This is a genomic window from Limimaricola sp., assembly GCF_016125575.1.
GTDB lineage: Bacteria > Pseudomonadota > Alphaproteobacteria > Rhodobacterales > Rhodobacteraceae > WGLM01.
This window is the reverse complement of the sequence record NZ_WGLM01000005.1, coordinates 530,442-552,920: the sequence shown is the minus strand read 5'-3', so window position 1 is coordinate 552,920 and position 22,479 is coordinate 530,442. Positions and strand designations below refer to the sequence as shown.

The window sequence follows — 22,479 nt, the reverse complement described above, 5'->3', positions numbered from 1 at the left end:
AGGGTCCTGTCGTCAGCGCCCGTTGTGGGCCGTGGATGGCTGCGGCGTGCCCTTGGTTTCAAGGCGCGCCGCCGGGAAGGAATTCGGGCCGCTCTGTCAGACGACCACGCCAGCGCCGGTGGCGGCAAGGCCCACGTTACTGCGGAAAACCTCGAAAAGCTCGCGCCCGACGCCATTGCCGTTGCCCGAAAGGTCGGCGGTGGCATGGTCGCGCTTGGCAAGGTCAACACCCTTGACCTCAAGCGTGCCTGTCGTGGCGTCGAGCCGGATGATGTCGCCATCCTGAATGCGCCCGATCATCCCGCCATCGGCGGCCTCGGGGCAGAGGTGGATGGCGGCGGGCACCTTGCCGCTGGCCCCGGACATGCGCCCGTCGGTCACCAGCGCCACCCGCAACCCCCGATCCTGCAACACGGCCAGCGTGGGCGTCAGGGCGTGCAGCTCCGGCATGCCGTTGGCGCGCGGGCCCTGGAAGCGGACGACGACCACCGTGTCCTCGGTGAAGGCGCCGGCCTTGAACGCCTCCTTCACCGCCTCCTGGCTGTGAAAGACCCGCGCGGGAGCCTCGATGATATGACGCTCGGCCTTGACCGCCGAGGTCTTGATGACGGCGGTGCCGAGATTGCCGTTGAGCTGCGTCAGCCCGCCATGCGGATCGAACGGGTCGGAGGCGGGGCGCAGAATCTTGTCGTTCAGGGTCTTGCCCGCGCCGGGCACGTAGGCAACCCGGCCCTCTTTCAGTTGCGGCTCTTGTGCATAGCGGGTCAGGCCATCGCCGGCGACGGTCTTGACGTCGTCATGCAGAAGCCCGGCGTCCAGCAATTCGCCAATCATGTAGCCCAAGCCGCCCGCGGCGTGGAAATGGTTCACGTCGGCCAGCCCGTTGGGATAGACCTTGGCCATCAGCGGCACAGCCTCGGAAATGTCCGAGAAGTCCTGCAGATCCAACACGACCCCCGCCGCACGTGCCATCGCGGGCAGGTGAATGACAAGGTTGGTCGACCCGCCTGTCGCCATCAGGCCAACCATGCCGTTGACGAAGGCCTTTTCGTCGAGGATGTCCGATACGGGCCGGTAATCGTTGCCCAGCGCGGTGATTTCCAGCGCGCGTTCGGTGCCCGCAACGGTCAGCGCATCGCGCAGCGGCGTGCCGGGGTTGACGAAGCTGGCGCCGGGCAGGTGCAGGCCCATGAACTCCATCAGCATCTGGTTGGAATTCGCGGTGCCGTAGAAGGTGCAGGTGCCGGGGCCGTGGTAGCTGGCCATTTCGGCCGCCATCAGCGCGTCGCGCCCGACCTCGCCGGTGGCGAACTGTTGGCGCACCTTTGCCTTCTCGTCATTGGGCAGGCCGCTGGTCATCGGCCCCGCGGGAAGGAAGACACCGGGGATATAACCGAAGGTGGCCGCGGCGATGACGAGGCCCGGCACGATCTTGTCGCAGACGCCAAGATAGACGGCCGCATCGAACACGTTGTGCGACAGGGCCACGCCGGCGGCAAGCGCGATGACATCGCGCGAAAACAGCGACAGTTCCATGCCGGTCTGGCCTTGGGTCACCCCGTCGCACATCGCGGGCACGCCACCTGCGACCTGCGCGGTCGCGCCCGTGGCGCGTGCGGCGGCGCGGATGATGTCCGGGTATTTTTCGAAGGGTTGGTGCGCCGACAACATGTCATTATAGGCCGTGACGATGCCGAGGTTGGGCACCCGGCCGGAGGCCAGTGCCTCTTTGTCGGTGCCCGAGGCGGCATAGGCGTGGGCCTGGTTGCCGCAGGTCAGGTGGCTGCGGCGCGGACCCTCGGCGGCGGCGCGCGCCATCCGGTCGAGATAGGTAGCGCGGCTTTTTTCGCTGCGGGCGCGGATACGGTCGGTGACGGCGGCAATCTTGGGGTGAACGGCCATCTCTTGGTCCTCCGGTGGCAGGCTGCGGGCAGGGTTCACGGTCTCCTAACATGTCACGTTAGCGCTAACAATGCCAATCCCGCTAAGTTTCGCCTTCCATTGTAGCAGATTCGGAAACGGGTCGGCGACGGTACCGCCAATTTGAACCAAATTGTCCACATTCCCGCCCCAGTTACCGGGCATCACATGGCAAGCGCCGAATGGCCGCGTCTTGCGGCCGGACCCCTGCGCGGAGGATTTGACAATGTCCATGTCCCGGATCGTTCTTTGCCTTGGCCTCGTACTTGGTGCGGCCGGCTGCGCCAATATCGACACGGTGACGCGCGGCGTCACGCTCGACATGCCCGGCCTCGTTGGTCGTGCACCGGCGGTCGCCCCGGTGGCGCAGATGCGGAATTATGCCGTGCAGGACGTCGTGGTTAACGTGCCGCAGGGCCTCAGCGTGTCGGAGGCCAACCATTTTTATCCGCTGGCCGACATCGTCTGGCGCGGCGACCCGATCGGCGACCGTCATACGCAGATCGCGGACATTTTCCGCGCCGCCGCGGCGCGCGGTGCCGAGACGCTGGACGGTGCGCGCCCGGTCATCGTGCAGATCGACGTCAAACGCTTTCACGGCGTGACTGAGCGCACCCGCTTTTCCTTCGGCGGTGTCTACGACATGGTCTATGACATGACGGTGTTTGACGCCACGACGGGCGCGGTCATCGAACCGGCGCACGAACTTCGCGTCGACCTGCCCGCGCCTGGCGGCCAGGCCGCGATCGAGCTGGACCGGACCGGCCAGACCGAAAAGGTGCGGGTGACCGATTACCTGACGCTGATGCTCAAGCAGCAGTTGGAAGGTCCTGTGACCCCGTCGGCCTGAGGCCTCTTTCCGAGGGCCTCGGCAACAGATAGACGGGCGGCATGACAGATGCTGCCCTTCCCGCGATCCGCCTGATGCCCAAGGCCGATGCCCGTGCCATACGGCACGGCTTTCCCTGGGCCTTCGCCAATGAAATCGTGACCGATCGGCGCACGCGTGCGCTGACCGCCGGCAGCCTCGCCGTGCTTGAGGATGCCGAGCGGCGGCCGCTTGGCGTGGTGGGCGTCAACCCGGCCTCGCGCATCTTCGCCCGGATGCTGGACCGCGACGCGGAGGCGGTGATCGACCAGGCCTGGTTCGCCGCAAAGCTGGAACGCGCGCTGGCCCATCGCGCGCGGCTTTATTCCGCCCCCTTCTACCGGCTGATCCATGCCGAGGCTGATGGTTTGCCCGGTGTCGTGATCGACCGCTTCGGCGCGGTTGCCGTGATCCAGCCCAATGCGGCCTGGGCCGACGCCCTGATCGCACCGTTGTCGGCCGCCCTGCAGCAGGTGACGGGCGTCACGACCGTGATCATGAACGGCACAGGGCGCGCCCGCGGGCTAGAAGGGCTGGCCGAGGAAACCCGCGTTCTGGCAGGCAGCGCACCGGTTGGTCCCATCCCCGTGCCGATGAATGGCGCCACGTATATGGCCGACGTTGTGGAAGGGCAGAAGACCGGCCTTTTCTATGACCAGCGACCGAACCATGCCTTTGCGGCCAGCCTCGCCCAAGACGCCCGCGTGCTGGACGTCTTCAGCCATGTCGGCGGATTCGGTCTCGCGGCACTGGCCAACGGCGCGGCCACGGTGCTGGCGGTCGATGGCTCGGCCCCCGCGCTGGAGCTTGCGCGGGGCGGGGCCGAGGCAATGGGCGTGGCCGACCGGTTCGACACGCGGCAGGGCGATGCCTTCGAGGTGATGACGGCGCTGGGGGCGGACGGGGCGCAGTTCGACCTTGTCATCTGCGACCCGCCCGCCTTCGCCCCGGCAAGACCCGCGCTGGAGGCCGGGCTACGCGCCTATGAACGGGTGGCCAAGCTGGCCGCGCCGCTGGTGGCGCCGGGCGGCTACCTCGTGCTTTGCTCCTGCTCGCACGCCGCCGACCTGACCGCGTTCCGCAACGCCAGCGCGCGCGGCATCGGGCGCGGGCTGAACGAAACCGGGCGGCGCGCGCAGATCATCGCCACCGGCTTTGCCGGGCCCGATCACCCGGTGCTGCCGCAACTGGCCGAAAGCGGCTACCTCAAGGCGCTGTTCTTCCGGCTATGACGGGCCCGCGTGTCGTCATCGACGCCTGCGTGCTTTACCCCACGGTGATGCGCGAGATGGTGCTGGGCGCGGCCGGGGCGGGCCTGTTTCGCGCGCGCTGGTCGGCCCGGCTGCTGGAGGAATGGGCGCGCGCCGCCGCCCGGCACGGACCCGCGCAAGAGGCGCAGGCGCGGGGCGAGATCGCGCTGGTCCGGTCCCGCTTTCCCGATGCCGAGATCCCGGTGCCCGAAGGGCTCGCCCGCCGCCTGTGGCTGCCGGACCCGGCCGACATCCACGTTCTGGCCGCGGCCATCGCAGGATCGGCCGACCTGATCCTGACCCTGAACGCCAAGGATTTTCCCCGCCAGGTGCTGGCCGAGGAGGGCGTCGCGCGCGACGACCCCGACCATTTCCTGCTGGAGCTGTGCGAGGCTAACCCGGACGAGATGCAGGCCGTGGCCGAGGCCGTGCTGGCCGAGGCGCAGCGGCTGTCCGACCCGAACTGGACCTTGCGCGCGCTGCTGAAAAAGGCGCGCCTGCCGCGGCTGGCCAAGCGGCTGGGATAGCGTCCGCCGTGCCGCAATGTCGCGCCCGGGCCTTTGCACGTCGCCCGAGGCTGGACAGGGCCGTGCGATCATGGTCCGGTCGCGGCCAGACCCGTCAGTTGCAAGGACTCAACCCCGTGACCGAAACCGCCCCCGCCAAGATCGACACCATCCTCGCCGCTGCCCGCGCCCATGCGGCCGAGGTGATCGCGCCCAACGTCGACGACTGGAACCGCGCCGCCAGATGGCCGCGCGCCGCCTCCGATGCCGCGGGCGCGGCCGGGCTGACCGGGCTTTACGCGCCCGAGGACTGGGGCGGACAGGGCCTGCCGCTGTCCGAAGGCATACGGGTTTACGAGGAACTGGGCCGGGCCGACGGCGCCTATGCCTTTGCCCTGTCGATGCACAACATCTGCACCTTTGCCGGCTGCGGTTTCGGCACCGATGCCTTCAAGGCGAAATGGGCGCGCGACCTCACCTCGGGCCGGAAACTGGCGAACTTCGCGCTGACCGAGCCGCAATCGGGGTCGGACCCGGTGACGATGTATTCGCGCGCCACGATCAACGACGACGGCACCTGGACGATCAGCGGCGCCAAGGCCTGGGTCAGCCTCGCGACCGAGGCCGACATCTACTTCACCGTGGTGAAAACCTCCGACGTGCCGGGCCACAAGGACATGGCGATGATCGCCATTCCCGCCGATGCGCCCGGCCTGTCCTTCGGCCCGCTTTACGACACGCCCTCCTACCGCTTCCTGCCGATGGCCGAGATGTACATGAAGGACGTGGTGGTCAGCGCCGAGAACATCATCCTGCCGGTGGGGCAGGGGTTGCAGGGCTCGCTGATGGCGATCGACATCGCGCGGGTGTCCATCGCCTCGGGCTGCTGCGGGCTGATGCAGGCGGCGCTGGACACGGCGCTGGCCTATTCGGCCAACCGCAAGATGTTCGGCGGCAAGAACCTGGACCTTGAAGGCATTCAGTGGATGCTGGGCGATGTCGCGACCGAACTGGAGGCGTCGCGGCTGCTCTACCGCGCTGCCGCCGCTGCCCTTGGCACGCCCGAAGGGCCGCTGATGGCCGCGCATGCCAAGCGTTTCGTGCCCGATGCCGCCCTGAAGGCCGCCAATACCTGCACGCAGGTGCTGGGCGGGATGGGGCTGCTGGCGCCCTATGGCCTCGACCGGCTATCGCGGCTGGCGCAGATGCTGAAAGTGGTGGACGGCACGACCGAGATCAGCCGCGTGGTGATCGGGCGCAGCCTGCAAAAGCGCGCGGCGACGTTGGACCCGCTGCCGATCCCGAAGGGATTCGGCGAGGCCTGAGACCGCCGCCCGCCGTCACCCCTGCCAGCGCGCGGCATTCGCCTCGATCGCGGCGATGCGGTCGCGCGTGGCGGGGTGGCTCAGCAGCCATGCGGGCATGCCGCGCCCGCTGCCCGACAGGTGCTCGAGCTTGCCAAAAAGGCTGACCTGCGGCGCGGTGCCGATCCCGGCCTTCATCAGCAGCGCGCTGGCATAGGCATCGGCCTCGTATTCGTCCTTGCGGCTGAGGCGTGCGGCCAGCAGCGCGGTCAGCCCGTTGGCAATGATCATACCCAGCCCCGGCAGGATCCGGTTGAGGACCATGCCCGCCGCGGTGCGCAGCGCGTTCTGCCCGGAAAAGTCGATCATCCGCCGCCGCGAATGGCCCAGCGCCACATGCCCCAATTCGTGCGCGATGACGCTGGCCATTTCCTCGGCCGTCACCTCGCCCGACCGGAACCTGTCGTAGAAGCCGCGGGTGATGAAGATGCGCCCGTCGGGCGCGGCCAGCCCGTTGACCTGCCCGATCTCGTAGATGTGCACCTTGATGCGCGGCAGGTCGAGCGCGCGCGCCAGCCGTCCCGTCACCGCCAGCAGATGCGGATCGGCCAGCTCGGTCGAGCGCGCGTCAAGCTCGCGCGCGGTGCGCCACGCGGAAAAGCGATACATCGCGATCCCGTAGAGAATGGCCAGCAGAAGGGGCGTCAGGCGCAGCATCGCCTAGATATGGGGACGCGGGGCGGTCTTGTCATGGGGGCGCGGTGCGGCCCGCCGCCACAGCCACAGGCCAAGGCCCAGCGTCACCACCGCGCCGGCCAGCGCGCCGCTGGCATTGCCCAGCACCGTGGCGATCTGCGCAACGTGATCGGCAAAGCCGTAGCCCAGCCCGACATAAAGCGAGACCCAGACAATCTCGCCCGCCGCGGCCCAGAGCGCGAAACGCGGCCAGGCCATGCCGCCGAGGCCGCTGGCGAAATTGACGTAGGGCCCCAGCGGGCTGACCAGCCAGCGGCTGAGAAACACGCCGAAGCCGCCCCAGCGCGTCATGAAGGCCACCGCCTGCGCGCGCAGCCGGGCGCGGGCCGGCGCACGTTCCAGCCAGCGGTTCAGCCGCGGCCCCCCGGCGCGGCCGATCAGGTGGCCAATGTTGTCGCCCGCCATCGCGCCGCCCAGTGCCGCGGCCATCGTCCAGGGCAGCGACAGGTCGCCCGAGGCGGCAAAGCCGCCGCTGGCCAGCATCAGAAGCGAGGTCGGGATTGGCACGGCAAGGCAGCTGAGAAGGGTCGCCACCCCGATCAGCGCGACGCCATAGGCCGCAACAAGGCTGAAGATGTCGATGGTCACGGATGTGCCGCCCGCCAGGCCGCGACGGCGGCGGAGACTTCTGCGATCAGCGCATCCAGGCTCTCGCCCCGCTGGGCCGCGATCTGGTCGAGCGTCATGCGCCGCGGGTCGTCGGGGCCGGGGGGCGGCAGGCCCAGCGCCTCGGGCGGTACGGCGTAGGAATGGGCGACGTAGCGTGGCGTCATCCAGCCCGCCAGCGGCTGGTCACGATGCGCAGGGTCCAGCCAGTAAACGGCAAAGACCGTGGCGCGCACCGCCAGCACCAGCGTGACGACAAGCGCCAGCACGAACACCACCAGCGCCGCGCGGTGATGCGCCCACAGATGCCGCAGCCGTGCCATTGCCCCGCTCACCGTGCCGTCCTTTCCTGCGCCATCGCGCGCAGCTTTGCATGGGCCTCGGTTGCGCTTATCCGCCGCAAAAGCTCTGCGTCGGGCCAGTTTTGGCGCAAGCCGTCCATCACCTCGGTCAGCGTGACCCGTGTGCCGGCGGCCGGACTGAGCGAGACCGCATCGCCCGCCTGCACGATACCCGGCACGCGGACGCGCGCATAGGCCCCCGGCCGCCCCGCAGCGAGGAAACGACGGGCAAAGCCCGGATCGCCCATCCGCGCCGACAGCGTGACGCAAGGAATGCGCGGCGCGGTGATCTGCAGCGTCGCCGCACCAACCTGCACGATGTCGCCAAGGCCAAGCGGCCCGGTCTGGAGCCCGCCGATCACCATGTTCTCGCCAAATGTGCCGGGGGGCAGGGGGCGGGCCAGTTCCTGCGCCCACCAGTCAAGGTCGGGCTGGCCGATCAGGTAAACCGCTTGTTCAAGGCCGCCGTGGTTGTCCCGGTCGACGATGGTGTCGCCCGCAAGGCCCTCTGCCCCGATCGTCACCGGGCCGTCGCAGGGCGTCTTGAAGATGCCCGACAGGCCCGACTTGGCCGCGATCGGCCGGGCCTGCCCGGCAAGGAGATGGGTCAACCTCACCTTGCAATCGCCTTCATGCCGCGCGACAGGCCGTCCAGCGTCATCGGCACCATCCGGTCGGCCCCGAAGATCGCCTGCACCATGCGGACCGACTCGGTATGGCCCCAGTGCCGCTCGGGCAGCGGGTTGATCCACAGATGCCCCGGCCACTGGTCGCGCGCGCGGGCCAGCCAGACCTGTCCGGCCTCGTCGTTCCAATGCTCATTTGCCCCGCCGGGCAGCGCGATTTCATAGGGCGACATACTGGCATCACCCACGAAGATGCATTTGTAATCAGGGCCATAGCTGCGCAAGATGTCCCATGTTGGCGTCTGCGCATTCCAGCGGCGGCGGTTGTCGCGCCAGACGCCCTCGTAAAGGCAGTTGTGGAAATAGAAGTGCTCGAAATGCCGGAACTCGGCCTTGGCTGCGCTGAACAGTTCTTCCACCACGCGGACATGCGGGTCCATGCTGCCGCCCACGTCGAGAAAGAGCAGCACCTTGACCGCGTTGCGCCGTTCTGGCCGCGTCTGCACGTCAAGCCAGCCATGCTCGGCGGTGGCGCGGATCGTGCCGTCGAGGTCCAGTTCTTCCGCAGCACCGTCGCGCGCCCAGCGGCGCAGGCGGCGCAGCGCCACCTTGATGTTGCGGGTGCCCAGTTCGACGGTGTCGTCGAGGTTGCGGAACTCGCGCCGGTCCCAGACTTTCGTGGCGCGCTGATGGCGGCTTTCGTCCTGCCCGATGCGTACGCCTTCAGGGTTGTAGCCGTAGGCGCCGAAGGGCGAGGTGCCGGCGGTGCCGATCCATTTCGACCCGCCCTGGTGGCGGCCCTTTTGTTCGGCCAGCCGTTTCCTCAATGTTTCCATCAGCTTGTCGAAGCCGCCTAATGCGGCAACTTTCGCCTTTTCCTCGTCTGACAGGTTGTTCTCGGCCAGTTTTTGCAGCCAGTCGGCCGGCAGGTTCAGTGCTTCCAGCACCTCGTCCACGCTCATCGCTTCCAGCCCTGCAAAGGCCTGCGCAAAGGCGCGGTCGAACCGGTCGATGTGGCGTTCGTCCTTCACCATCGTCGTGCGGGCGAGAAAGTAGAACGCCTCGACATCGTAGGTGGCAAGCCCGGCATGTGTCGCTTCGAGAAAGGCAAGATATTCCCGCAGCGAGACCGGAACACCGGTATCCCGCAGGGCCTGAAAGAAGGGCAGGAACATGGACCTAGCGGTAGCTGCGGTCGATCCCGATCAGGATCGCCAGACCGATAAGTGCGCCGATGATGGCAAAGACCGCACCCCATTGCAGCATGTCGAGCGTCTTGCCGCCTTGTGCGCGGGCCCGCAGCGCGCCCACAAGTGCGCCAAGAACAATGCCGGCGAGCGGGAAGATCATGGCGGGCAGCTTTCCTCGGTTGACCTCAGTCGGCGGCGATGGCCGCAATTTCACGCAGGCGGGCGCGAACATTGGCTTGCGCGCCGAAGCCGTAGCGCGCCCAGCCCAGACTGTCCATACGCACCGCCGCGGCCTCTTGTCCGCGCCCGGCACGCTCCAGCGCGGCGGCCCTGATCATCATCAGGCTGGCGAGGACGGCCGCGTTCTGCGCGGCGGTGGCCAGCGGCATCGCTTCGTCCGTGATGCGCAGCACGCCCGTCTCGTCGTGGCGCGACAGCGCGAGCGCGGCCAATTGCACCGCGACGACGGCAACATGCTGGCGCGTCTGGGGCGAGCTGCGATAGGCGCGGTCGGCGGCGGCAAAGGCCGCGGCGGCGGCGCCCTCGTCGGCCTGCAGCATCAGGCGGCCATAGACATAGGCGGAAAAGCCAAGCGGCGCGGCGCCATAGCCTCCGTCTCGCGCCATCGCCCATGCGCGCGCGGCGGCGCTGCGGCGTGTCGCGGCGCTATTGGCGGGCAGCAAGGCGTCTTGCACCGCCGAAATCCACGCGCGGCTGGGGTCTGGGCCCTCGGGCGGGCCCGCGACTTCGCCCGCCGGGTTCAGCCGCGCCAGCAGCCCCGGCACGATCGCCGCGGCCTGCGCACGGGTCATGCCATTGGCCAGTTCCGGCGAGGTATAAAGCCGCAGCATCAGCATGTCGAAGCCGGTCAGTGGCCCGTTGACGTTGTCGTCGTTGAAGATCGAGTCTGGCAGGCGGTAAAGATCGTCGATCGGCCCCATCGCCTGGGCCAGTTCCTCGTTCAGGCAGTCGCGAATTTCCTGCGGCGCCACCTCGGCCGGAATGAAGATGGCCGCGCGCTGGCGTCGTTGCAGCGCGGCCCAGTCCACCGCCGCCGAGCCTCGCGCCGCGCGATAACCGGGCCATGATGATACGCCGGGTACAACGAAACAGGCCGCCCCCGGCACAGCGCTGCGCAATTCTGCCCGTGGCACCGCCTGTACCGTGATCTCGGCATCGGGCGCGTCAGTGCGGCTGACGTCAATGCCGGCCTCGGCGCGCAGTCGGGCGATCAGCGCATCAAGGTCGGGGCCAAGCGTGGGCGGGACGGGGCCTGCGACGCGCACCCGCACCGGCCCGTCAAAGCGGGTCATGACGGGCAGGGCGCGCCCGCTTTCCATGCGGAAGGCGAGGTCGAGAAAATCCTGTGCCATCTGGGCATTGGGCCGGGTCGGGCGGCCCATGTGGCCGGCCACGAAGCTGCGCATTGGCGGCAGCGCGGTTTCCGGGCTGACGGCGCGACTGGCGACCGGCAAGTCAGGCGCGGGCGTTTCGGCGCCGCAGGCGGCGAGTGTCAGCGCAAGTAGGGCGACAAGGCGCCTCATGCCGGGGGCCGGTTGTATTTCATGAACGGGCTGGGCACCCCGATACGGTCGTAAAGCTGCCGCGCGGTGGTGTTGAACGTCTGGGTCAGCCAGTAGACGCCCGGAGCCCCCGCGGCATCCGCGGCGGCATAGACCCCTTCGATCAGCCGCCGCCCCACGCCGGTGCCGCGCACCGACGGGTCGGCATAAAGGTCCTGCAGGTAGCAGACATTCTCGATCTTCCAGCCGTGGCGGTGGAAGAGGTAATGCGCCAGCCCGACCAGCCGACCGTCCTGTTCGGCCACCAACCCGTTGTAATCCTGCGGATCGTCGCCGATCAGGCGCGCGAAAGTGCTGTCATAGACTTCGGGCGGCAGCGTGGTTTCGTAAAAGGTCAGATAGCCGGTCCATAACCGTGTCCAGTCCGGGCGGTCTGCGGTGCGCAGGGGGCGGATGCCGGGTGGCAGGGCGGGGGCGGTCATCGGGCGGTCCTTTCGCGGTCGTGGGCCGTTCTGGCGGCGAAATCTGACATTTCTGCGGAGCAGACGGGGCAACGACCGCCCCTATCGCTGCCCCCGCGCCATGAAGGCCAGCCGCTCGAACAGGTGAACGTCCTGCTCGTTCTTCAAGAGCGCCCCGTGCAGGCGCGGCAACAGGCTGGTGCCGTCGCGCTTGAGGTCCTCGGGGGCCAGGTCCTCGGCCAGCAGCAGCTTGAGCCAGTCCAGCACCTCGCTGGTCGAGGGTTTCTTCTTCAATCCGCCTTGGTCGCGGATCTCGTAGAATTGGGTCAGGGCGGTCGTCAGCAGCGCGTCCTTGATGCCGGGGTGATGCACCGCGACGATGCGCTTCATCGTCTCCATGTCCGGGAACCGGATGTAGTGGAAGAAGCAGCGCCGCAGGAAGGCGTCGGGCAGGTCTTTTTCGTTGTTTGACGTGATGATGACCACGGGCCGCTGATGCGCGCGGATCGTCTCGCCGGTCTCGTAGACGTGGAACTCCATCCGGTCCAACTCCTGCAACAGGTCGTTGGGAAACTCGATATCGGCCTTGTCGATCTCGTCGATCAGCAGCACCACGCGAGAGGGCGCGGTGAACGCCTGCCACAGCTTACCTTGCCGGATGTAGTTCTTGACGTCGTTCACACGCGCATCGCCCAGCTGGCTATCGCGCAGGCGGCTGACGGCATCATATTCGTAAAGGCCCTGTTGCGCCTTTGTGGTGGACTTGATGTGCCATTCGATCAGCGGCAGGTCCAGCCGGCGCGCCACCTGCCGGGCCAGTTCGGTCTTGCCCGTGCCCGGTTCGCCCTTGACCAGCAACGGTCGTTCCAATGTCACGGCTGCATTGACGGCCACGGCAAGGTCGGCGGGCACGATATAGGTTTCGGTGCTGTCAAAACGCATGGCATCCCCACGAAGGTCGGATTTTGGTAGGGCGGTCGGGGCGGCTTGTCCAGTCCGGGGGCCGCCGCCCGATCGGCGGAAACGGTGAGCGCGTCGGCAGGCGGCAAAGTGCAGGTGTTGTCGGAGGACTTGTCGTTTCAAACGCGCCGGCGTCAAGCCTGCCAGATCCGCCTGCATCTGCGCCGTCCTGATATGGGCGCGACGCCGGCGGTCTTGCCCCACCGTCTTCAACGTCACCGGCCGAAAGCAGTGACAGCGAGCAGCCATCAGGCACCAGCGCACCCGCCACCGGACGCTCCTTTCCTCGGCATCGGCGACGCGCCTTCGGCCGATCAACGCCCAAAGGACGTGAGGAACGAAATGCGCATCTAAAAGGGGTCTTCATGCGGAGGATCGGGCACCAGGCGATCCCCTGCGTTTTCACCTTCAACTCTGAACCGATTGATAATTTCGGGGGGTGACACTGCCCGGCCTTCGGAGTAAAGCCCAGCCAGAAATAAGAAGGAGCGCCGCATGTCGGGAAGCCCAGCAAAGATCGACGGTGGCCATTCGGAGGGAGACCAGATGAAGGCCGACATCTTCCTTGCCGATGATTATCGACCCTCCGAGGACGAGCCCTTCATGAACGAGCGTCAGCTCGAATACTTCCGCCGCAAGCTCTTGGCCTGGAAGGCGGAAATCGTCGAGGACAGTCGCGACACCGTCCAGGGGATGAAGGATCAGACCCGCAACATTCCCGACATCGTCGACCGTGCCAGCGAAGAGACGGACCGCGCGCTGGAACTGCGCACCCGCGACCGCGCGCGCAAGCTGGTGGCCAAGATCGATGCCGCCCTGCGCCGCATCGAGAACGGCGAATACGGCTATTGCGAGATCACCGGCGAGCCGATCAGCCTCAAGCGTCTGGACGCCCGGCCGATCGCCACGATGAGCCTTGAGGCGCAGGAGCGCCACGAACGCCGCGAGAAGGTCCATCGCGACGATTGACGCCTCCATGACCGGTGCCAACCGGAGCCGCCGCGTTACCGTGGTGGGCGGGGGCATCGGCGGCATGGCTGCGGCGCTGGCATTTGCCCGGCGCGGCGCCGAGGTGACCGTTCACGAGAAATCCGATGCCCTGCGAGAGGTTGGCGCCGGACTGCAGATCACGCCGAACGGCGCGGCTGTTCTTGCGGCCCTTGGTCTGGACGAGGCCGCAACGGGCCATGCAATCCGGGCAGTAGCCGTGGCGCCGATGGATGCCCTCACCGGCCGCCCGATTGCGCGATTCGATCTGTCCCAGTTGCCCGGTCGGCCCTACCGCTTCTTCCACCGCGCCACGCTGCTGGGCTTGCTGGCCGAGGCCGCGCGTGCGGCGGGCGTCACCATTCGCACCAGTTCGTCCGCCACACAGGCCACCGCGGCGGGTGCGGTCAGTTTTGCCGACGGCCCGGCCTCGCCCGCCGCACTCAGCATCGGCGCCGACGGCCTGCATTCGGTTCTGCGTCCGGTCCTCAACGGGGCCGACGCGCCTTTCTTCACCGGGCAGGTCGCGTGGCGGGCCATCGTGCCGGCGGCCGATCTGGCCGATCCGGTCGCACGGATCTGGATGGCACCGGGACGCCATGTCGTGACCTATCCGTTGCCGGGTGGACAGCTGAACGTCGTTGCGGTGCAGCAGCGGGCCGACTGGGCGGCAGAGGGCTGGGATTTCCATGACGAGCCCGGCGTGGTGCAGGCCGCCTTTGCCGATTGCGCGGCAGAGTTGCGGGCGGTCCTTGGCCGGATTGAACAGGTCCGCCTCTGGGGCCTTTTCCGGCACCCGGTCGCGCAATCCTGGCATGGGGGCGGGGCTGATGGCGCACTGGCACTTCTGGGTGACGCGGCCCATCCCACGTTGCCGTTCCTGGCCCAGGGCGCCAACCTTGCGCTTGAGGATGCATGGGTGCTGGCGGCCCGGACCGATGCCATGCCCGACCTGCCTGCAGCCCTCTCACGTTACCAAGACCTGCGCCGCCCGCGCGTCAGGCGCGCGATTGCCGAAGCCAATGCCAATGCCGTCAATTATCATCGCGCAGGGCTGCCGCGCAGCTTGTCGCACCTTGCCCTCAAGGGCCTCGCCCGGGCGGCACCCAATGCGTTCATCGGAAGGCTGAACTGGCTTTACGCCCACGACGTGACGGTCTGAGCGGTCGGTATCTGTTGGCAGGCAATCCTGTCGCGGGGCCATGCACCGCGCCGATCGGTTCCGTCAGGCGTCGATTTCCACCCAGACCGGGACATGGTCCGACGGTTTTTCTCGTCCCCGAAGCGCGCTTTCTATCCAGCAGCCTCGCATGAGGTCGGCACATTGCGGCGTCAGCAGAAAGTGGTCGATGCGGATGCCGTCATTGCGATCCCAGGCGCCCCGTTGGTAATCCCAGAACGAATAGTGGCCCGGCCCCGGCTCGACGGCGCGGAACGCCTCGGTGAAGCCGAGGTTGACGATCCGGCGAAAGGCCGCACGGGTTTCGGGCAGAAACAGCGCGTCCTTTTCCCAGGCTTCGGGGCGGGCGGCATCCTCGGGCTGGGGGATGACATTGTAATCCCCTGCCATCAGCGCCACATCCTCGGCCGCGATCAACTCGGCCGCGCGGGCGCGCAACCGGTCCATCCACGCCAGCTTGTAGTCGTATTTCGGGCCCGGCGCGGGATTGCCGTTGGGCAGGTAAAGGCAACATAGCCGCACCGCACGCGTGCCCACCACCGTGGCTTCGATCCAGCGGGCTTGAGGATCGTCATCGTCGCCCGGCAATCCGCACGAGATGTCTTCAAGCGGTAGTTTCGACAGGATCGCCACCCCGTTGAAGCCCTTCTGCCCATGGGTGGCGACGCTATAGCCAAGATCCTCGATCTCGGCGCGCGGAAAACTATCGTCGGTCGACTTGATCTCTTGCAGAAGCACGACATCGGGGCTGGCCTCGGCCAGCCAGCCCGTCAACGTCTCGAACCGCGCCTTGACGCCATTGATGTTGAAAGTGGCGATTTTCATGAGGCCGCTCGTCGGGATGGATCGGCCAGCAGCGCCGGTTGGGTCTCGTCGTCCTCGGCCGGTTTGGAAGTGTCGGGCGCGTCGAGCAGGGCGCCCAGCAATCGTCCTGCCTTTTCGGCATAGCGGCTGTTGGTTCCCGCGATTTCACCCAAGATTGTCAAGGGTTCGTGCAGAAGCCCGGCCGCCACCAGCATCTCTGACAATGCGATTTTCGCCGCATCGCGCCGTTGCGGGGCCGACAATTCGACGGCGCGGCGCGCCTGTGCTACCGCAAGGTCGATGTCGCCCGCCCTGACGGCGATACGCGCGCGTTGAATCATCAGGTTGGTGTCGCGCGGCGCGCGCTCAAGCGCGGCATCGACAACCGCCGCCGCCTCGTCGAGATGGCCAAGCTGCAACAGCACCCCCCCACGATTGACCGAAAACAGCGGATCGCAAGGAAAACGCTCGAGCGCGACGCCAAGGAGGGCCGCTGCATCCGCCAACCGCTTTTCGCGTTGCGCCAGACCACTGGCAAGCTGGAAATAAACACGGCTGGTCGCGCCGATCCGTCCCAACCTTTCCAGCCAAGGCGCCGCGGCCTCTCGCCCGCGTGTGTTGGTCAGCATGCTGGCAAACTGCACCAGACCGTTCTCCTCGTCGCAATCCTTGAGCACCTCCTCGATCTGGGCGATGGCTTCGGCGGCTTGAGGATGGTCTGCATCGAAGGCGAAATTGGACGGGTAATCGTTGGGCGCCTTGACGATCACCACGCCGTCTGCGTGCCGTTCAACCGACCGGATCTCTTGGGCGAGTGGGCCAACTTCGGCCCGGGGAAAGCCGACGGCGATCTCGCGATGATCAACTTCGACGAAGCGCGCCACAAGCCAGTCGGTCAAGGCGGCGTCCGGCCGGCCGGAGATTATCGCGAAGCCCGGCATCGCCAGCCCGGCCACGGCCGCCTCGACACTTGCGGGTGTCGCCGTGGCGGCGTCCACCAGCGCGATGTCTGGGGCTGCGCTGCCGCTAGTGCTGCTTAACCTCTTCGCGCCAAGGTTGCCCTTCGGCATCGGCAGGCCATTGGTCGCAATGCTCACCGCGAGTCCGGCCAGCGGCTCAAAGGCGTTGGAACTCTCCCAGCCAGGGCGTGGAACGGAAGGGTTGATCTTGTGCAGCGCCACCATGTTATGGAACCGTTCGATCGCGCCCACATCATCGATCAGCGGATCGTCAGTTGCGCTGTCCATCCGGGCGAGAATGTTGGCGAAATGGCCAACAGAATTGGGCTGATCCAGGCTCAACGACCCCCCAAATCGCGGCATGAAGGCTGTCTGAACATCCTCGACAACGTAGATGCCGCCGGGCACCAGAGTTGGCCACAGCAGCCGATAACTTTCCACGACATGTTCATTGCGGTGGCTGCCATCGTCGATGATCAGGTCGAACGGCCCACGTTCTGCCACCAACCGGGCAAGAAATGCCGCATCAATCTGACTGCCTTGCAGGATTTGCACCCGCGGCCCGAGATCGAGCGATTTCTTCTGAATGTCGATACCCGTAATCTCGGCTTGTGGGAAATAGTCGCGCCATGTGGCCAGCGATTGGCCGCCTCGATCTTCATCCTGGTATCCACCGACCCCGATCTCCAGCACCTTGACGGGCCGATCGCGGAACCGCTCGAAAAGCTTGTGATAATTCGGGGTATAATCGTGGTAGCCGAACTTGTCCGTGCCATGACGGATCGCCAGCCGCGAAAGCGGGTCAATCATTTGCTCTGCCTCAATTTGTTTCTTTTTCAGAAACTATAGGGGCCAGAGTCAATTTCGCGCAAGCTAAACGGTCTGCGCAGGCGAAATCAGATCGAGAATGATGTACCGCAGCCGCAACTGGAGGTCGCGTTGGGATTGTCGATGGCAAAGCGCGCGCCGATCAGTTCCTCGGTGAAGTCGATCGTCGCGCCCGCGAGAAATGGCAGCGAAACGCTGTCGATCACCACCGTCTCGCCCTCGCCCTGCAGCACGAGGTCATCGTCCTTGGGATCATCCAGCGCGATGTCGTACTGAAATCCCGAACATCCACCGCCCTCGACCGCGATCCGCAGTGCCTTTCCCTGCGACGCGGCGCCGATCTCGGACAGGCGGGCGAAGGCGCGGGGGGTGACCTTGGGCGGCAGCGTCAGCATGGTTTGACCTATCGGTTCCGGGCTTGTTGTCTTAGAACCGCAATATAGGCCGGGCAGGCAGGGACAACAAGTTCGGCGCAAGACGACGAAAGGGCAGGGCAGCATGACGGCCCCATATGCCTCGGATCCGGCGGCGGCGCGTGGGCGCCTCTATCCGGAGGAGGAAAGCACGTTTCGCAGCCCGTTCCAGCGCGACCGGGACCGCATCATCCATGCCAGCGCGTTCCGCCGCCTCAAGCACAAGACGCAAGTGTTCATCGAGCATGAGGGCGACTATTTCCGCACCCGTCTGACCCATTCGATCGAGGTGGCGCAGGTGGCGCGCACGATCGCCGGCGCGCTGGGCCTGAATGTCGAACTGACCGAGGCTGTGGCGCTGGCTCATGACCTGGGCCATCCGCCTTTCGGCCATACTGGCGAGGATGCGCTGAACGCGCTGATGGCGCCGCATGGCGGGTTCGACCACAATGCGCAGGCGATCCGCATCGTCACCTCGCTGGAACGGCACTACGCCGAATGGGACGGGCTGAACCTGACATGGGAAACACTGGAGGGCATCGCCAAACATAACGGCCCGGTTCTGCCGCCGTTGCCTTATGCGCTGGCCGCCTATGACGCGGTGCAGGACCTCGAACTGGGCACGCATGCCAGCACCGAGGCGCAGGTTGCCGCGCTGTCCGATGATATCGCCTACAGCCACCACGACCTGCATGACGGGTTGCGCGCCGAGCTGTTCAGCACCGACGAACTGGCCGACCTGCCGGTCCTGCACGACTGTTTCGCCGAGGTCGACCGCAAGTATCCCGGCCTCAACTACTATCGCCGCCGGCACGAGGCGCTGCGCCGGTTCTTCGGCGTGCTGGTCGAGGATGTCATCACCGTCAGCCGCCGCAACCTTGCCGCGCTCGACCCCGCCACGGTGGCCGACGTGCGCCACGCGGGCCGCATGATGGTGCAGTTCAGCCCGGCGCTCTGGTCCGATCTGAAGGTTATCCGCGCCTTTCTTTTCCACCGGATGTATCGCGCGCCCGTGGTGGTAGAGATGCGCGCGGCGGTGACCGAGGTGATCAACGACCTCTTTCCCCTGTTCATGGCCGCGCCCGAGAACCTGCCCAAGCAGTGGCGCAAGGATGTGCTTGAGGCCGAAAGCGAAACCGCGCTGGCCCGGATCGTGGCCGATTACATCTCGGGCATGACCGACCGTTTCGCGATACAGGAACATGCCCGGCTGACCGGCTCGGACATCGTGGCGCGGGCGCGCGTGATCAATGGCGGCTGAGGCGGCGGCCCAGATCACCCCCGTCGCCGCGTTTGCCCTGATCGGCGTAATGGGCGTGGGCGCGCAGTGGCTGGCGTGGCGGCTGAGAATGCCCGCGATCGTGTTGATGCTGGCGGCCGGGCTGCTGGTTGGTCCGGCAACGGGCCTTCTCTTGCCGGCGCGCGACATCGGACCGCTGCTGGAACCCCTGGTTTCGGTCGCGGTGGCGATCATCCTTTTCGAAGGCGGCCTATCGCTTGATCTGGCAGATCTGCGCGACGCGGCCGCGGGGGTGCAACGGCTGGTTTTCATCGGCGCGCCGCTGGGCTGGATCGGCTCGGCGCTGGTATTGCACTACGCTGCGGGGCTGGGCTGGGAGAGTGCCGCGGTGATTGGCGGCATCATGATCGTGACGGGCCCCACCGTCATTACGCCTTTGTTGCGCAATGCCCGGCTGGCCCGCCGCCCTGCACAACTTCTGCATTGGGAAGCGATTCTGAATGACCCCATCGGCGCGCTGGCGGCGGTGCTGGCCTTCGAAGTGGTCGCGGTCCTTCATACGCCTGTCGAGCCGGGCCCGGCCCTGGTCCGGATGCTGGGCGGCGTCGGCCTTGCGGCGCTGGCGGGTGCAGCATCGGGGCTGGGACTTGCCGCGGCATTCCGGCGCGGACGGGTTCCGGAATACATGAAGGTGCCGGTCCTGGTCGCGGTTCTCCTGCTGACCTTTGCGCTGCCCGATGCCGTCTTGCATGAAAGCGGCTTGTTGGCCGTCACCATCATGGGTGTCGTCGTCGCCAATGCCGGGCTGCCCTCCTACGACGAGTTGCGCCGGTTCAAGGAGCAGGCATCAATCCTGCTGGTCTCTGGCGTGTTCATCCTGCTGGCTGCCGAGCTTGATTTCGGGGCACTGGCCCGGCTGGACTGGCGCGCGGTCCTCTTCGTGCTTGCCGTGATGGTGCTGGCCCGCCCTGCGGCAGTGTTCATCGCGCTGCTTGGCACGGCGATTCCGTGGCGCGAGCGGGTGCTGGTCGCCTTCACCGGACCGCGCGGCGTGGTGCTGGTCGCCGTGGCGGGGCTGTTCGGCGAAAGGTTGGCTGCGATGGGGCTGCCCGATGGCACGCTGATCGGGCCGCTGGCCTTTGTTCTGGTCGCCGTCACGGTGGTGGTTCATGGCTTTACTCTTGGCCCGCTGGCGCGCGCATTGGGCCTTGCCGCCGCTGACCGTCCCGGTGTGCTGCTGGTGGGTGGCAGCGCATGGACGATGGCGCTGGCCGAGGCCTTGTCAAAGGCCGAGATCCCGGTGCTCGTCACCGATCCCAACCGCGGCCACTTGCGTGCAGCGCGCGCGGCCGGGATCGCAACCTTTGCGGGCGAGATCCTGTCGAAGGCGGCAGAACAACGTCTGGAACTGATGCACTACGCCACGCTGATCGCCGCCACGGACAACGACGCCTACAACACCCTCGTGGCAACCGACCTTGCCCCAGAATTCGGGCGCGATAACGTCTATCAGGTCACCCGCGAAAAGGCCGATAGCGCGCGGCACGCCCTGCCACCCACGTTGGGCGGGCGGTCTTTCGGGCCCGAGGGCGCCACCCATGCCGAGATGGCCCGACTGGTGGCCGGGGGCTGGACCTTCCGTGTGACGCGGCTGACCGACGAATTCGGGCTGCAGGACTGGCGCAAGACATGGCCCGAAGCGCGGCTGCTGGGCCAGATCGCGCCGGGCGGTCAGCTGCGCCTTTTGCGCGCGGGTGCAGCACTGACCGACCAATCGGATCTGCGCCTGCTGTTTCTTGCCCCACCTGATCCTGCCGGGAAGGTCCGGCCGCCCGTCGAGGCGGTCTGAAGGCCGCCTTTGGTCCGGCTTCGTTGACGCGGGCGGCGCAGGTGATAAAGCGGGCGTGACCAAGAGGAACCGCCGATGAACATCTTTGCCGAGATCCGCACGCTGGTGCTGCGCTGCCTTGCCGCGCTGGAGGCCGAGGGCACGCTGCCCGCGGGCCTTGCCACCGACGCCGTCACGGTCGAGCCGCCGCGCGATGCCGGCCATGGCGACATGGCCACCAATGCCGCGATGGTGCTGGCAAAGCCTGCTGGGCAGAACCCGCGGGCGATTGCCGAGGCGTTGGCCGCGAAACTCGCCGCCGATCCGCGCGTGGCGCTGGCCGAGGTGGCGGGGCCGGGCTTTCTCAACCTGCGGCTTGAGCCTGCGGTCTGGCACGACGTGATCCGAGCAGCATTGGCCAATCCCGGCTACGGCCGTTCGCGGCTGGGCGAGGGCGTGAAGGTCAACGTCGAGTATGTCAGCGCCAACCCCACCGGGCCGATGCACGTGGGCCACGTGCGTAACGCCGTCTTCGGCGATGCGCTGGCCAGCTTGCTGGATTTCGCGGGCTACGCCGTGACGCGCGAATACTACGTCAACGACGGCGGCGCGCAGGTCGATGTTCTGGCCCGCTCGGCCTACGAGCGTTACCGCGAGGCCTGCGGCCTGTCGCCCGAGATCGCCGAGGGGCTTTACCCCGGCGACTACCTCGTGCCCGTCGGGCAGGCGATGAAGGAGAAGTGGGGCGAAACCCTGCTCGACCGGCCCGAGGCCGAGTGGCTGGCCGAGGTGCGCAGCTTCGCCACCGAGCGGATGATGGCCCTGATCCGCGAGGACCTTGCCGCGCTTGGCGTGGTGATGGACGTGTTCTCGTCGGAAAAGGCGCTTTACGGCACCGGCCAGATCGAGGCTGCGCTGGCCGAGTTGCAGGCCCGCGGCATGATCTACAAGGGCGTGCTGGAGCCGCCCAAGGGCAAGGTGCCCGAGGATTGGGAACCGCGCGAACAGACGCTTTTCCGCTCGACCGACCATGGCGACGACGTGGACCGCCCGATCCAGAAATCGGACGGCAGCTGGACCTATTTCGCCCCCGACATCGCTTATCACTACGACAAGGTGCGGCGCGGCTTCGACCAGTTGATCGACGTGTTCGGTGCCGATCACGGCGGCTACGTCAAGCGTATGAAGGCTGCCGTCGCAGCACTGTCGGGTGGCAAGGTGCCGCTTGACGTCAAGCTGATCCAGCTGGTCAAGCTCTACAAGAACGGCGAGCCCTTCAAAATGTCCAAGCGTGCGGGCACCTTCGTGACCCTGCGCGACGTGGTCGAGATGGTGGGCCCCGATGTCACGCGGTTCCACATGCTGACGCGCAAGAACGATGCGCCGCTCGATTTCGACTTCGACAAAGTGCAGGAGCAGTCGAAAGACAACCCGGTTTTCTACGTGCAATATGCCAGTGCGCGGATCCATTCGGTGCTGCGCCGGGCGGGCGAGGCGGGGATCGACGTCGAGCTTGCTACGCTTGCCACCGCCGATCTGACCCGTCTGGGCCACGAGGCCGAGCTGAAGCTGGCCGCGCGCGTCGCCGAATGGCCGCGCCTTGTCGAGATCGCTGCACGCACGCACGAGCCGCACCGGATTGCCTTCTTCCTTTATGATCTTGCGTCGGATTTCCACGGCTTGTGGAACCGGGGCAACGACGATCCGGCGCTGCGGTTCCTGCAGGAAGACGATGTTGCCACGTCACAGGCGAAAATCGCCCTGATTCGTGCCGTCTCCGTTGTCATTTCGGCCGGTCTTGGTATCTTGGGCGTCGTTCCGTCCCGGGAGATGCGCTGAAGCGCACGGATTTGCAGGGGGCGGGCATGAGGCAACGCAAGAAACCGGAGGCCCGCCGCCCGTAGAAGGGCGCATCCCGTGGCCCCGTCG

The 22,479-nt window shown here is 66.9% G+C and carries 21 protein-coding genes and 1 pseudogene; 9 read left to right on the top strand and 13 right to left on the bottom strand.

Annotation, left to right across the window (positions count from 1 at the left end; all coding sequences use genetic code 11):
• Positions 1 to 96 precede the first annotated feature (96 nt).
• Positions 97 to 1,902, bottom strand: coding sequence for a phosphogluconate dehydratase (gene edd / locus GC146_RS14160; RefSeq protein WP_291839965.1), 1,806 nt, complete (start codon positions 1,900 to 1,902; stop codon positions 97 to 99).
• A gap of 250 nt (positions 1,903 to 2,152) precedes the next feature.
• Between edd and GC146_RS14155 the strand changes: the two genes are divergently transcribed.
• The 4 genes from GC146_RS14155 to GC146_RS14140 all read left to right on the top strand — a co-directional run bounded on the left by GC146_RS14155 (position 2,153) and on the right by GC146_RS14140 (position 5,869).
• A complete protein-coding gene (locus GC146_RS14155) occupies positions 2,153 to 2,770 on the top strand; it encodes a DUF6778 family protein (RefSeq protein WP_291839962.1) in 618 nt (205 codons plus the stop codon).
• Between the two features lie 41 nt (positions 2,771 to 2,811).
• Positions 2,812 to 4,020: an RSP_2647 family RNA methyltransferase gene (locus GC146_RS14150; RefSeq protein WP_291839960.1), complete on the top strand. Its 1,209-nt coding sequence runs from the start codon at positions 2,812 to 2,814 to the stop codon at positions 4,018 to 4,020.
• Complete coding sequence (locus tag GC146_RS14145; protein ID WP_291839956.1) at positions 4,017 to 4,565, top strand: RSP_2648 family PIN domain-containing protein; 549 nt, start codon at positions 4,017 to 4,019, stop codon at positions 4,563 to 4,565. The genes GC146_RS14150 and GC146_RS14145 overlap by 4 nt, the downstream gene beginning before the upstream one ends.
• A 116-nt stretch (positions 4,566 to 4,681) precedes the next feature.
• The gene (locus tag GC146_RS14140) at positions 4,682 to 5,869 is read left to right on the top strand and encodes an acyl-CoA dehydrogenase family protein (protein WP_291839953.1); all 1,188 of its coding nucleotides are present in this window, start codon (positions 4,682 to 4,684) and stop codon (positions 5,867 to 5,869) included.
• Positions 5,870 to 5,884: 15 nt separating this feature from the next.
• Here the strand turns inward: GC146_RS14140 and GC146_RS14135 are convergent, their stop codons facing one another.
• The 9 genes from GC146_RS14135 to GC146_RS14095 form a co-directional block, all read right to left on the bottom strand.
• Positions 5,885 to 6,565 (bottom strand): M48 family metallopeptidase, encoded by a 681-nt coding sequence (locus tag GC146_RS14135; RefSeq protein WP_291839950.1) that lies wholly within the window; start codon positions 6,563 to 6,565, stop codon positions 5,885 to 5,887.
• A gap of 3 nt (positions 6,566 to 6,568) precedes the next feature.
• Positions 6,569 to 7,192 (bottom strand): VTT domain-containing protein, encoded by a 624-nt coding sequence (locus tag GC146_RS14130; protein WP_291839948.1) that lies wholly within the window; start codon positions 7,190 to 7,192, stop codon positions 6,569 to 6,571.
• A complete protein-coding gene (locus GC146_RS14125; protein WP_291839945.1) occupies positions 7,189 to 7,545 on the bottom strand; it encodes a hypothetical protein in 357 nt (118 codons plus the stop codon). Before GC146_RS14125 ends, GC146_RS14130 begins: the two co-directional genes overlap by 4 nt.
• Entirely contained in the window at positions 7,542 to 8,168 is a 627-nt protein-coding gene (locus GC146_RS14120) for an MOSC domain-containing protein (protein WP_291839942.1), read from the bottom strand. The genes GC146_RS14125 and GC146_RS14120 overlap by 4 nt, the downstream gene beginning before the upstream one ends.
• Entirely contained in the window at positions 8,165 to 9,352 is a 1,188-nt protein-coding gene (locus GC146_RS14115) for a VWA domain-containing protein (protein ID WP_291839939.1), read from the bottom strand. Before GC146_RS14115 ends, GC146_RS14120 begins: the two co-directional genes overlap by 4 nt.
• A 4-nt stretch (positions 9,353 to 9,356) precedes the next feature.
• Entirely contained in the window at positions 9,357 to 9,527 is a 171-nt protein-coding gene (locus tag GC146_RS14110; protein WP_291839936.1) for a hypothetical protein, read from the bottom strand.
• A 25-nt stretch (positions 9,528 to 9,552) separates the two neighbouring features.
• Positions 9,553 to 10,911, bottom strand: coding sequence for a DUF2927 domain-containing protein (locus GC146_RS14105; protein WP_291839934.1), 1,359 nt, complete (start codon positions 10,909 to 10,911; stop codon positions 9,553 to 9,555).
• On the bottom strand, positions 10,908 to 11,372 hold the full coding sequence (locus GC146_RS14100) for a GNAT family N-acetyltransferase (RefSeq protein ID WP_291839931.1): 465 nt from the start codon (positions 11,370 to 11,372) through the stop codon (positions 10,908 to 10,910). The genes GC146_RS14105 and GC146_RS14100 overlap by 4 nt, the downstream gene beginning before the upstream one ends.
• Positions 11,373 to 11,453: 81 nt before the next feature.
• Positions 11,454 to 12,293 carry a MoxR family ATPase gene (locus GC146_RS14095; protein WP_291839929.1) on the bottom strand — a complete coding sequence of 280 codons (840 nt, stop codon included), beginning with the start codon at positions 12,291 to 12,293 and terminating at the stop codon, positions 11,454 to 11,456.
• 564 nt (positions 12,294 to 12,857) lie between these two features.
• On the opposite strand from GC146_RS14095, the gene dksA reads away from it, so the two are divergent.
• Positions 12,858 to 13,280 (top strand): RNA polymerase-binding protein DksA, encoded by a 423-nt coding sequence (gene dksA, locus GC146_RS14090; protein WP_291840742.1) that lies wholly within the window; start codon positions 12,858 to 12,860, stop codon positions 13,278 to 13,280.
• A 7-nt stretch (positions 13,281 to 13,287) separates the two neighbouring features.
• Entirely contained in the window at positions 13,288 to 14,460 is a 1,173-nt protein-coding gene (locus GC146_RS14085) for an FAD-dependent monooxygenase (protein ID WP_291839926.1), read from the top strand.
• A gap of 63 nt (positions 14,461 to 14,523) precedes the next feature.
• On the opposite strand, the gene xth is transcribed toward GC146_RS14085, so the two are convergent.
• From xth to GC146_RS14070, 3 genes are all read right to left on the bottom strand, one after another.
• Positions 14,524 to 15,303, bottom strand: coding sequence for an exodeoxyribonuclease III (xth, locus tag GC146_RS14080; RefSeq protein WP_291839924.1), 780 nt, complete (start codon positions 15,301 to 15,303; stop codon positions 14,524 to 14,526).
• Positions 15,300 to 17,051: a class I SAM-dependent methyltransferase gene (locus tag GC146_RS14075; RefSeq protein WP_291839921.1), complete on the bottom strand. Its 1,752-nt coding sequence runs from the start codon at positions 17,049 to 17,051 to the stop codon at positions 15,300 to 15,302. The genes xth and GC146_RS14075 overlap by 4 nt, the downstream gene beginning before the upstream one ends.
• A gap of 86 nt (positions 17,052 to 17,137) precedes the next feature.
• Positions 17,138 to 17,464, bottom strand: coding sequence for an iron-sulfur cluster assembly accessory protein (locus GC146_RS14070; protein ID WP_291839918.1), 327 nt, complete (start codon positions 17,462 to 17,464; stop codon positions 17,138 to 17,140).
• Between the two features lie 103 nt (positions 17,465 to 17,567).
• Here GC146_RS14070 and GC146_RS14065 point away from each other — a divergent pair, with 103 nt between their 5' ends.
• The 3 genes and pseudogenes from GC146_RS14065 to argS all read left to right on the top strand — a co-directional run bounded on the left by GC146_RS14065 (position 17,568) and on the right by argS (position 22,389).
• Positions 17,568 to 18,743, top strand: a complete 1,176-nt coding sequence (locus GC146_RS14065) for a deoxyguanosinetriphosphate triphosphohydrolase (RefSeq protein ID WP_291839915.1) — start codon at positions 17,568 to 17,570, stop codon at positions 18,741 to 18,743.
• A pseudogene (locus GC146_RS14060) lies at positions 18,733 to 20,630 on the top strand (sodium:proton antiporter). The gene GC146_RS14065 and the pseudogene GC146_RS14060 overlap by 11 nt, the downstream one beginning before the upstream one ends.
• Before the next feature lie 16 nt (positions 20,631 to 20,646).
• Positions 20,647 to 22,389, top strand: coding sequence for an arginine--tRNA ligase (gene argS / locus GC146_RS14055; RefSeq protein ID WP_291839908.1), 1,743 nt, complete (start codon positions 20,647 to 20,649; stop codon positions 22,387 to 22,389).
• Positions 22,390 to 22,479: the final 90 nt, after the last annotated feature.